10 protein-coding genes are annotated in these 11440 nt (G+C 71.5%); 8 read left to right on the top strand and 2 right to left on the bottom strand.

Annotated features, from left to right (window positions below):
* Nucleotides 1-330: 330 nt before the first annotated feature.
* A complete protein-coding gene (locus E1266_RS30175; protein WP_132052801.1) occupies nucleotides 331-1443 on the top strand; it encodes a nitronate monooxygenase in 1113 nt (370 codons plus the stop codon).
* Nucleotides 1444-1539: 96 nt separating this feature from the next.
* Here the strand turns inward: E1266_RS30175 and E1266_RS30170 are convergent, their stop codons facing one another.
* Together E1266_RS30170 and E1266_RS30165 are read right to left on the bottom strand one after the other, a co-directional pair.
* Nucleotides 1540-1962, bottom strand: coding sequence for a hypothetical protein (locus tag E1266_RS30170; RefSeq protein WP_132052799.1), 423 nt, complete (start codon nucleotides 1960-1962; stop codon nucleotides 1540-1542).
* Nucleotides 1963-2051: 89 nt separating this feature from the next.
* Nucleotides 2052-2864: a crotonase/enoyl-CoA hydratase family protein gene (locus tag E1266_RS30165; RefSeq protein WP_132052797.1), complete on the bottom strand. Its 813-nt coding sequence runs from the start codon at nucleotides 2862-2864 to the stop codon at nucleotides 2052-2054.
* A 153-nt stretch (nucleotides 2865-3017) separates the two neighbouring features.
* On the opposite strand from E1266_RS30165, the gene E1266_RS30160 reads away from it, so the two are divergent.
* From E1266_RS30160 to E1266_RS30130, 7 genes are all read left to right on the top strand, one after another.
* Nucleotides 3018-4577 (top strand): acyl-CoA synthetase, encoded by a 1560-nt coding sequence (locus tag E1266_RS30160; protein WP_132052795.1) that lies wholly within the window; start codon nucleotides 3018-3020, stop codon nucleotides 4575-4577.
* Nucleotides 4567-5505, top strand: coding sequence for an OB-fold nucleic acid binding domain-containing protein (locus E1266_RS30155; RefSeq protein ID WP_132052793.1), 939 nt, complete (start codon nucleotides 4567-4569; stop codon nucleotides 5503-5505). The genes E1266_RS30160 and E1266_RS30155 overlap by 11 nt, the downstream gene beginning before the upstream one ends.
* Nucleotides 5505-6554 carry a thiolase domain-containing protein gene (locus E1266_RS30150; RefSeq protein ID WP_132052791.1) on the top strand — a complete coding sequence of 350 codons (1050 nt, stop codon included), beginning with the start codon at nucleotides 5505-5507 and terminating at the stop codon, nucleotides 6552-6554. Before E1266_RS30155 ends, E1266_RS30150 begins: the two co-directional genes overlap by 1 nt.
* Nucleotides 6547-7704: a thiolase domain-containing protein gene (locus E1266_RS30145; protein ID WP_132052789.1), complete on the top strand. Its 1158-nt coding sequence runs from the start codon at nucleotides 6547-6549 to the stop codon at nucleotides 7702-7704. Before E1266_RS30150 ends, E1266_RS30145 begins: the two co-directional genes overlap by 8 nt.
* A 50-nt stretch (nucleotides 7705-7754) precedes the next feature.
* Nucleotides 7755-9329, top strand: a complete 1575-nt coding sequence (locus E1266_RS30140) for an acyl-CoA synthetase (RefSeq protein ID WP_132052787.1) — start codon at nucleotides 7755-7757, stop codon at nucleotides 9327-9329.
* A 216-nt stretch (nucleotides 9330-9545) separates the two neighbouring features.
* Nucleotides 9546-10013: a MarR family transcriptional regulator gene (locus E1266_RS30135; RefSeq protein ID WP_207945998.1), complete on the top strand. Its 468-nt coding sequence runs from the start codon at nucleotides 9546-9548 to the stop codon at nucleotides 10011-10013.
* A 325-nt stretch (nucleotides 10014-10338) separates the two neighbouring features.
* Nucleotides 10339-11440: serine/threonine-protein kinase (locus E1266_RS30130; protein ID WP_207945997.1), on the top strand; the 1102-nt coding region annotated here is incomplete at its 3' end.

Raw genomic sequence — 11440 nt, 5'->3', positions numbered from 1 at the left:
GGACCCGGAGGACCGCGCGCCCGGTGCCGCGCCCGGTGCCGCGCCCGGCCCGGCGGCGCCCCGGCAGGACACCCGCCGCCCCGCGCCCGGCAGCCAGCGCCAGCGCCGCAAGGCGTCCGGCCCCGGCCGCCGCCGCTGAGCCGCACTGATACGTGTTCTAGTGCGCTGACTCCCCAGTCCCACCGCCCTCGTCGACTTGCGGCGTGTTGTTGTCATGTGGCTTGCCATGACAACAACACGCCGCAAGTCGTCGGGGCTCGGGCGGACGGGGCCGATCTTCCTAACTAGAACCTGTTGCAGTTTGGCCGGGGCGCGCTTAGGGTCGGGGGTGTGCGGACACGAGTCACCGAACTATTCGGCATCGAGTACCCGATCTTCGCGTTCAGTCACTGCCGCGACGTCGTCGCCGCGGTGAGCCGCGCAGGCGGCATGGGCGTCCTCGGCGCCCTCCACTTCAGCCCCGAGGAGCTTGAGCTGGAGCTCAAGTGGATCGACGAGAACGTCGGCGGCAAGCCCTACGGTGTGGACACGGTGATGCCCGCCAAGTACGAGGGCGGCGACCTGGGCGACGCGGAGGAGCTGCTCGGCAAGCTGCAGGGCATGATCCCCGCCGAGAACCGCCGGTTCCTGGAGGACCTCCTCGCCGAGCACGGCGTCGAGCCGTCCACCGACAGCGCGGGCAAGGCGCTGCTGGGCTGGACGGACCAGACCGCCCGCCCGCAGGTCGAGGTGGCGCTCCGGCACCCGATCGCGCTGCTGGCCAACGCGCTCGGCCCGCCCCCGGCCGACATCGTGGAGGAGGCCCACAGGCACGGCGTCAAGGTCGCCGGGCTGGCCTCCAACGCCCGGCACGCCCGCAAGCAGGTCGAGGTGGGCGTCGACATCATCGTCGCGCAGGGCACCGAGGCGGGCGGCCACACCGGCGACGTCGCCACGATGGTGCTGATCCCCGAGGTCGTGGACGCCGTCGGCGAGGACACGATCGTGCTGGCGGCGGGCGGCATCGGGCGCGGCCGGCAGATGGCGGCGGGCATGGCCCTCGGCGCGGACGGCGTGTGGACCGGTTCCATCTGGCTGACCGTGGACGAGGCCGACACCCCCGAGCGCGCCCTTCCGAAGCTGCTGGACGCGACGTCCCGCGACACCGTGCGGTCCCGCGCCTGGACGGGCAAGCCCGCCCGCTTCCTCAGGTCCGCGTGGACGGAGGCGTGGGAGGGCGAGAAGTCGCCCGGCTACCTGCCGATGCCCCTGCAGTTCATGCTGATCGCGGACGCCCTGCCGCGCATCCAGCGCTCCGGGGACGGCGAGCTCGTCACCTTCCCGGTCGGCCAGATCGTCGGGTCGATGAACCAGGTCAAGCCCGCCGCCCAGGTGGTCTACGACCTGATCGAGGAGTACGTCGAGGCCATCGAGCGCCTCAACGCCATCACCGAGGCGGACTGACGCCTCACCGCCCCCGTCCAATCCACCGGACCCCGCCGCCGCGCCCCTCCCCCTCGGCGCGGCGGCTTTCCGGTGTCCGGACGCGTCAGGGCCGGATCAGAAGCGGGTCATCCAGGACAGGGCGCGCGCCAGGACGTAGTACACGACCCCGGCGAGGGCCCAGTTGATGTAGAGCTGCTCTTCCGGGTCCTGGCGCGTGAAGACGTCGTGGAACGGGGTCGCCAGCCAGCGGCCCGCGTCGAGGACGGCGTCCACCAGGACGTTGCCCGGGTTGGCGTCACCCCAGGTCAGCAGAATCCCGAGCGCGAGGATCGCGGCGGCGGCCCAGCCGGCCGCCATGATCATCATGCTGACCGGGTTGGGCCTGCTGCGCATCCACCGGCGGGGCTTCCGCTCGACGACGACGGTCCGGGCGCTGTCATCGGCCGGCGGGGTCTGCGTCCTCCGGGGCCAGAGGCGCCGCCGGGGCGCCTTCTCCTCCGCTGTCTCGTGCCGCCTGCGTCCTAGGTGCAAGGCCATGGCCTGCTCCGTCCTTCCGTGACTCGCTTGGGCACAGCGATGCCACGGAGGCGGCCCGGAAAACGCGTCCCCCGGTTTCGGACAGACCGTTATTGGCCCTTGTAGACGGCGGGCCGCTTCTCCTTGAAGGCGCGCGAGCCCTCCTTGGCGTCCTCGGAGCCGATGACCGGCCAGCCGAGCTCGTCGGAGATCTTCAGGGCGTCCTCTTCGGAGAGGTGCTCGGTCTCGCGGTGCGTGCGCAGGATGGCCTGGACGGCGACCGGGGCGTTCTCGGCGATCTGGCCGGCCAGCTCGCGGGCGGCTTCGAGCGCGGTGCCGTCCGGTACGACCTTGTTGATCAGGCCCATCGCGAGGGCCTCCTGCGGCGTCACCGAGCGGGCGGTGAGCAGGATGTCCATCGCGTTCGCGTAGCCGATCTGGCGGGTGAGCCGGATCGCGGAGCCGCCCATGGGGAACAGCCCGCGCTTCGCCTCGAACAGGCCGAGCGTCGCGCCCTCGGCGACGACGCGCAGGTCGGTGCCCACGAGGAGCTCGGTGCCGCCGGCGACGGCGTACCCCTCGATGGCGCAGATGATCGGCTTGGTCGGGCGGGTGTCGCGCAGGAGCCCCTTCCAGTGGAAGTCGGGGATCTGCGCCATGCGCTCCTGGACGCGGGGGTCGGACGGCGTCTGCCCCATGGCCTTCAGGTCGGCGCCCGCGCAGAACGTCCCCTCGGCTCCCGTGAGGATGCCGACGCGGACCTCGGGGGTCTCGGAGATGTAGGCCCAGGCGTCCGCCAGACCCACCAGCATCGACGAGCTGAGCGCGTTGCGCGCCTCGGGCCGGTTCATCGTGACGATGACGACGTGACCGTCGCGCTCGACGTCGCAGTGCTCGGTGCTGATCGGCAGCCGTTCCGCCATGGTTCCTCCAGCTCAGATGTCAAACGAGAACAGATTCTAGTTAAGCCCTCGCCCTACCGGTAGGGCTTGATTAGCAAAACGAGAACGTGATCTACTTTGGGCGCCGGGGCGTCGTCTGTGACGGCGCTCACCGTGCTCACGTAGGGAGATCCGATGGGGTCATTGGGCTTTTGGCGGCTGGCGCAGGCCGATCCCGAGTGGGTCGCGGCCGTTGATCCGGATGGGACGCAGTACACCGCGGGGGACCTGCTCGCCCGCTCCAACAGGCTCGTCCACGGCCTCCGCGCGCTCGGGTTGAAGAACGGCGACGGCATCTGCGGCCTCGTCCCGAACGGCGTCGAGGGGCTCGTCCTGTATCTGGCCGCGCTGCAGGCCGGCTGGTACTACACGCCGATCAACTGGCACCTGACGGGCCCGGAGATCGGCTACATCGTCGCCGACGCCGAGGCGAAGGCGTTCATCGTCCACGAGCGGTACGCCGCCGAGGGCGTCCGGGCCGGCGAGGAGATCGAGCCGCACCGGCGGTTCGCCATCGGGGACGTCGCCGGGTTCCGCCCGTACGGCGAGCTGGTCGAGGGGCAGCCCGACACGCTGCCGGACGGCCGCACCAACGGCGCGACGATGCACTACACGTCCGGGACGACCGGCCGCCCGAAGGGCGTCAAGCGGGCGCTGATGGGCATCGACCCCGACGACAGCGCCGAGCTGATGACGTTCCTGCTGGGCCTCTTCGGCATCCCGCCGGGGCGTCCCGCGGGGGGCGAGCACCAGGCCCATCTGATCACCTCGCCGAACTACCACACGGCCGTCACCCAGTTCGGCGGCACCGCCCTGCACATGGGCCACACGGTCGTGTACATGGACAAGTGGGACGCCGAAGACACCCTGAGAATGATCCAGGAACACGGCGTGAGCAATACCCACATGGTCCCGACGCACTTCAAGCGGCTGCTCGCCCTGCCCGAGGACGTCCGGTCCCGGTACGACGTGTCGAGCATGAAGTGGGCCATCCACGCGGCCGCGCCGTGCCCGGTGCCGATCAAGCAGCAGATGCTCGAATGGTGGGGCGACTGCATCTGGGAGTACTACGCGGCGACCGAGGGCGGCGGGACGATCGCGAGCCCGGCCGACTGGCGCGCCCACCCGGGGACGGTCGGCAACGCGTGGCCGATCAGCGAGCTGCTCATCGTCGACGACGACGGCAACCCGGTCCCGACGGGCGCGCACGGCACGATCTACATGAAGATGGCCGGCGTCGAGTTCGAGTACAAGGGCGACAAGGAGAAGACGGAGAAGAACCGCCTCAAGGACTTCTTCACCGTCGGCGACATCGGCTACCTCACCGAGGACGGGTTCCTGTTCCTGTCCGACCGCAAGGCCGACATGATCATCTCGGGCGGGGCGAACATCTACCCGGCCGAGATCGAGAACGAGATCATCCTGCACCCGAAGGTCGCGGACGTCGCCGTGTTCGGCATCCCCGACGAGGAGTGGGGCGAGCAGATCAAGGCCGTCGTGGAGCCCGCCGAGGGCACCGAGCCCGGCGACGAGCTGACCGCCGAGATCCTCGCGTCGCTGGAGGGCCGGCTCGCCAAGATGAAGTGGCCGAGGTCGATCGACTACATCGAGACGATGCCCCGCGAGCCGAACGGCAAGCTGCTCAAGCGCAAGCTCAGGGACCCGTACTGGAAGGACCGCGAGAGTGCCATCTGAAGCAGCCGAGCCGAACCACCTGGTCGCGTTCCCGGGCGGCTACACCCGCTCGGTGGGCCCGGTCATCGGGCGCTTCCTGAGCGAGCTGCGCGACGGCCGGATGGTCGGCGTCCGCACGGCGGGCGGCAGGGTGCTCGTCCCGCCGGCGGAGTGCGACCCCGAGACCGGGGAGGACGTCACCGGCGAGTTCGTCGAGGTCGGCCCCGCCGGGACGGTGACGACGTGGTCGTGGGTGCCGCGGCCCGCCAAGGAGCACCCGTTCGACCGGCCGTTCGCGTGGGCGCTGATCCGCCCGGACGGCGCCGACACCGCGCTGCTGCACGCGCTCGACCTCGGCGTGTTCGAGGAGGGCGCGAAGCCGCCGAAGGTCCTGAAGACCGGAATGCGGGTGCGGCCGAAGTATCGCGCCGAGCGGACCGGGACGATCGGCGACATCGAGTGCTTCCTGCCCGAGGTCACCATGATCAACCCGCAGGCGGCGCTGGAGTACCGGCTGAAGGGCGGGCGGGCGCTCGGCCGGTTCCTGGAGGGCATCTCCGAGGGCCGGATCCTCGGCCACCGCTGCCCGGTGTGCGAGAAGGTCATCGTCCCGATGAAGGGGTTCTGCACGCGCGACGGCGTCCCCACCACCGAGGAGGTGGAGCTGCCCGACACCGGCACCGTCACCACCTTCGCGGTCAACAACATCCCCGACCCGCGCGCGCCCGAGGTGCCGTTCGTGTCCGGCTACGTCCTGCTGGACGGCGCCGGCCTGACGATGCTGACGCTCGTCGCGGGCATCCCGGCCGACCAGGTGCGGATGGGCATGCGGGTGCGGGCGGCGTGGCGGCCCCGCGAGGAGTGGGACAGGTCGATGGCCAACATCAAGTGGTTCGAGCCCATCGACGAGCCCGACGTCCCCTTCGAAGAGATCAAGGACTACATGTGATGCGTCCTGTTGCAGTGGTCGCGTTCGTGCAGACCGAGCACAGCGCGGAGGACCAGGGGATCGCGGAGACCGAGATGGTCCTGCCGGTGATCACCGAGATCAAGGAGCGGACCGGGCTGTCCCGCTTCGGCTTCACCTGCTCGGGGTCGTGCGACTACCTGCAGGGCGCGCCGTTCGCGTTCGTGTCCGCGCTCGACACGCTGGGCGCGTGGCCGCCGATCTCCGAGAGCCACGTCGAGATGGACGGCGCCTGGGCGCTCTACGAGGCGTGGGTGAAGCTCCAGATCGGCGAGATCGACACCGCGCTGGTGTACGGGTTCGGCAAGTCGTCCCAGGGCGACCTCCGCGCGATCATGTCCCAGCAGCTCGACCCGTACCACCTGGCGCCGCTCGGCGTCGACCAGGTGTCGATGGCCGCCATGCAGGCCCGCGCGTACATGGAGAAGGCGGGCGTGAAGGAGGACGACCTGCGGGCGGTCGCGGCGCGCTCGCGGGAGGCCGGCCGCGGCAACCCGTTCGCGCTGCATCTGCCGGACCCCGCGGAGTCCGCCGCCGAGCAGGAGTACGACGTGGCGCCGCTGCACGGCTACGACGTCGCGCCCGTGACCGACGGGGCCGCCGCGATCGTCCTGGCGGCCGGGGATAAGGCGCGGGAGCTGTGCGAGCGGCCCGCGTGGATCACCGGAATCGACCACCGCACCGAGCCGCACTCGCTCGGCGTCCGCGACCTGACCCGGTCGGAGGCCGCCCGGGTCGCGGGCGAGAAGGCCGGCGCGACCGGGATCGAGGTCGCGGAGCTGCACGCGCAGTTCAGCCACGAGGAGCTGATCCTGCGCGAGGCGCTCGGCCTGGGCGACGGCGTGACGATCAACCCGTCCGGCGGGGCGCTGTCGGCGAACCCGGTGATGGCGGCGGGCCTCATCCGGATCGGCGAGGCGGCGTCCCGCATCCACGACGGGACGGCGTCCCGGACGCTCGGGCACGCCGCGTCCGGCCCCTGCCTTCAGCAGAACCTCGTCTGCGTGCTGTCGGGAGAGAACAATGGCTAATCCGTGCGCGATCGTCGGCATCGGGCAGACGCAGTACCGGACCAAGCGGCTGGACGTGTCGATGGCGGGCCTGGTCCGCGAGGCGGCCCGCCGCGCGCTCGACGACGCCGGGCTGACCTGGAAGGACATCGACGCCGTCGTGGTCGGCAAGGCGCCCGACCTGTTCGAGGGCGTGGTGATGCCGGAGGTCTTCCTGGCGGACGCGCTCGGCGCGACCGGCAAGCCGCTGATGCGGGTGCACACGGCCGGCTCCGTCGGCGGCTCCACCGCGATCGTGGCGGCCAGCCTGATCCAGTCCGGCGTGCACGAGCGGGTGCTCACGGTCGCCTGGGAGAAGCAGTCGGAGTCGAACGCCACGTGGGCGCTGACGGTGAACGGGCCGTACACCACGTCCCTCGTCGTCGGGGCGGGCGGCTACTTCGCGCCGCACATCCGCGCCTACATGGCCCGCGCCGGCGCCCCCGACCACATCGGCACGCTGGTGGCGGTCAAGGACCGGCAGAACGCGCTGCGGAACGAGTACGCGCACCTGAAGATCCCCGGCATCTCGCGGGAGATGGTCGAGTCGACGCCGATGCTGTGGGAGCCGATCCGGTACCTGGAGACGTGCCCGTCGTCGGACGGCGCGTGCGCGATGGTGCTGGCGTCTGAACAAGCAGCGTCGCGCTCGCCGAATCCGCCGGCGTGGGTGCACGGGACGTCGATGCGCTCGGAGCCGATGCAGTTCGCGGGCCGCGACAGCGTAAGCCCGCAGGGCGGCAAGGACGCGGCGGCCGACGTCTACCGGCAGGCGGGGATCACCGACCCGCGCAGCGAGCTCGACTGCGCCGAGGTGTACGTCCCGTTCTCCTGGTACGAGCCGATGTGGCTGGAGAACCTCGGGTTCTGCGGCGAGAACGAGGGCTGGAAGCTCACCGAGGCGGGCGCGACGGCGTTCGACGGCGACATCCCGTGGAACCCGTCGGGCGGCGTGCTGTCGTCCAACCCGATCGGCGCGTCCGGGATGATCCGGTTCGCCGAGGCGGCGCTGCAGGTGCGCGGGATGGCCGGCGAGCACCAGGTGGACGGCGCGCGCCGCGCCCTCGGGCACGCCTACGGCGGCGGCGCCCAGTTCTTCGCGATGTGGATCGTCGGCAGCGACAAACCCTGATAATCCCTCCTATTCCCTGGGCGCGACCCATACCCCGAAAGGGACGTCCGATGGAGTACAACCACGCTGATCTGTTCGAGGGAGTCGCCGACGCGATAGGGGAGCGTGTCGCCCTGGTGTGCGGCGACCGGAAGCTCACCTACGCCGAGATGGACGAGCACGCGAACCGTCTCGCGCACCACCTGGCGGACGCGGGCGTCAAGCCCGGACAGCACATCGCCATCCAGCTCTACAACGGCATCGAGTACGCGGCGGCGCTGCTGGCGGCGCTGAAGATCCGGGCCGTGCCCATCAACGTCAACTACCGGTACGTGGAGAACGAGCTGCTCTACGTGTTCCGGGACTCCGACAGCGTCGCGCTCCTCTACGACGTGGAGTTCGAGGACCGGGTCGCCGCGACCGTCCCGGAGGTGCCCGCCCTGAAGCACCTCGTCGCGGTGGGCGGCACGCCGTCCATCCCGGGCGCGGTCGCGTACGAGGATGCGCTGCGGGACGCCGACGGAACGCGAGGCTTCCCGGCGCGTTCCGGCGACGACGTCTACATCATCTACACCGGCGGGACGACCGGGATGCCGAAAGGCGTCATGTGGACGACCGAGCAGATCATCTTCGCGTTCTGGAACCCGACGGTGCCGCGCCCGTCCAGGCCCGAGGACATCGTGGAGCACGCCCGGAACAGCGGTCCACTGATCATGATGCCGGTCGCGCCGCTGATGCACGGGGCCGCGCAGGTGGCCACGTTCATCGCGTGGTTCATGGGCGCGACGCTCGTGTACACGCGCAAGTTCGACGCGGCGGACGTGTGGGCGACGATCGAGCGGGAGAAGGTCAACTCGGTGACGATCACCGGGGACGCGATGGCGATCCCGATGGCGGAGGAACTGGCGCGCGGCGACTACGACACCTCGTCGCTGTTCGCCTACGTCTCCACGGGTGCGATCTTCACCGGGACGGTCCGCGACCGCATCCAGAAGCTCCTGCCGAACGTGCTGATCCTCGACCGGTTCGGGTCGACCGAGTCGGGCTCGACGGCCGAGGCCGTCGCCGGGTCCACACCGGAGAAGGGGCTGCGGTTCGCCCCGGACGTGGAGGACGTCACCGTCCTGGACGACGCGCTCCAGCCCGTCAAGCCGGGATCGGGCGTCATCGGCCAGGTCGCCCGCACCGGGCACATCGCGATGGGCTACTACAACGACCCGGAGAAGACGGCGCGGACGTTCCCCGTGGTGGAGGGGCGGCGCTGGCTGCTGACCGGCGACATCGCCACCGTCGAGGAGGACGGGTCGATCGCCGTGTACGGGCGGGGGTCGCAGGCCATCAACACCGGCGGGGAGAAGGTGTTCCCCGAGGAGGTCGAGGCCGTCCTCAAGGGCCACCCGGCCGTGTACGACGCGGTCGTCACGGGCGTTCCGGACGAGCGCTGGGGCAACCGCGTCGCGGCGGTGGTCGAGCCCGCCGGCGGTGAGCGGCCCGCGGAGGAGGACCTGGACGCCCACTGCCGCAAGGAGCTGTCGGGCTACAAGGTCCCGCGCGTCTACGCGTTCGTGGACGAGATGAAGCGCTCCCCGGCGGGCAAGGCCGACTACCGGTGGGCGAAGGAGGTCGCCCAGGAGGCGGGAGGGTAGCCGGAAGAGCTCGGCCCCGAACCTTTGTGGGATTCGGGGCCAGGAGCGGACCTCTGTTCTCGGCCCGGACAAGACCATCGTAGGACCGTTCCAAGCATGCTCTGATCATCTGCGGTGTCGCGTGCGCCACACGCGGCCGCGCCCCTTATGATCTCCCCTGAAGAGTCGCTCTCCCAATGAGTCTCTCTGGCATGGAGAAAAGGAAGGTGGCGCCCGGTGACCTCGGAGCGCGATCGGATGGCGGCCGAGCTGCAGGACGCGATGCGGCGCAGCACGATGTTCACGGTGCTCCTGCACCACGCCACCGCGAGCAAGGCGGGCATGAACGTCACCGACGCGCAGTGCGTGAACGCGCTGGCGATGGACGGCCCGCAGACCCCCGGCCGGCTGGCGCGGCTCATGGGCATCACGACCGGCGGCGCCATCACCGCCGTGATCGACCGGCTGGAGAAGGCCGGCTACGTCCGGCGCACCCGGGACCCCGACGACAGGCGCCGCGTGATCGTGGAGCTCGTGGCGGAGAACGCCGCCCAGTTCTCCGCGTACTTCGAGCCGATGGGCCGCGCCTTCCGCGAGCGGCTGGCGGGCTGCTCCGACGAGCAGGTCGCCTTCCTGCTGGACTGGTTCCGCCGCAACAACGAGGCCATGCCCGAGGTCATCGCGGAGATCAGGAAGCTGCCCTGAGCGACGCCCCGATCGGTGCTGGGACGACCCCCGTCCGTCCCAGCACCGATCGGGGCAGGTCCAGGAACGGCCGCCGCGGTCCCCCCGGCCGTGCGACCGTCCCTGGAGTCGTGCCACGCGAACGGCGCGCATTCGCGTAACACCGGGACATCTGACCGCTACATCGCAGGTCACACGACTTCTAGGCGGTGACTTAGGTCACATTCGCCGGGCGGGGCCTGATCCGGCCCGCGCGGCCCGCCGGGAAACGCCCCGTCCCGGCGGCGCCGGGTCGCGCGCGGTGAGATCATGCCCGGCATGGACGCACGATCGGACGGCCGCTGACGTGGAGCCGCTACGCCCCGAGGACCCCGCCGGGATCGGCGGATACCCGCTGATCGCCCGGATCGGCGCGGGCGGAATGGGCCAGGTCTACCTGGGCCTCACCGGCGCCGGCCGGCACATCGCGCTCAAGGTGATCCGCGAGGACTTCGACGGCCCGCAGGCGCTCGCCCGGTTCCGCCGCGAGGTCGCCACCGTGGAGCGGGTGCGCAGCCGGTTCGCCGCCGCGATGGTCGGCGCCGGGCTGGACGCGCCGCCGTACTGGCTGGCGACCGAGTACGTCCCGGGCCCGACGCTCCGCCAGGCCGTCGCCGAGCACGGGCCGCTGCCGCCGGACACCTGCCTGCGGCTCCTCGCCGCGCTGGCCCAGGGCCTGCTGGAGATCCACGGGCAGGGCGTGCAGCACCGCGACCTCAAGCCGGGCAACGTGATCCTCGCCCCGGACGGGCCCCGGCTGATCGACTTCGGCATCGCCCGCGGCGAGGGCCAGACGCAGATCACCCAGACCGGCGCGTGGAACGGCACCCCCGGGTACGTCGCGCCGGAGGTCGTCCGCGAGCAGGAGCCCGTGCCGGCCTCGGACGTGTTCTCCCTCGCCGGCACCATCGCCTACGCCGCCACGGGGCGCCCGCCGTTCGGCGGCGGCCGCATCGAGGCCATCATCCACCGCACGCTCGACGGCGAGATCGACCTCGACGGCGTCGACGCGCGCGTCGCCGAGCTCGTCCGGCTCTGCGCCGCGAAGGAGCCCGCCTCCCGGGTCCGGCTGGAGCGGCTGATCGAGCTGGCCGCGTCCCCGGCCGGGCTCGCCGGCGACCCCGCCTACCTGCGCGTCGCGGGGACCCCTCGGCCGGTGCCCGCCAGCGTCCCGGACGCCGTCGCGTCCGGCCTCGTCCCCGCCGAGCGCACCACGGCGAGCGCGCCGGGCGGCACGGGCCTGCGGTCGCGCGCCGCCGTCATCGCGGCGGTCGCCGGGGTGGCCGCCGTCGTCCTGGGCAGTGCGTTCGTCGCGCGGTCCGTCCTGACGGGCGACGACGGCGGGCGGGGCGCGAACACGGCCCAGAGCGGACCGGCGGCGAACGGGCCGGCGGCGAACGGGGCGGGGG

It is taken from the genome of Actinomadura sp. 7K534 (assembly GCF_004348575.1).
In the GTDB taxonomy this organism is placed as follows: domain Bacteria; phylum Actinomycetota; class Actinomycetes; order Streptosporangiales; family Streptosporangiaceae; genus Spirillospora; species Spirillospora livida.
The sequence above is the reverse complement of the archived record's forward strand: the minus strand, read 5'-3'. Positions and strand labels throughout refer to the sequence as shown.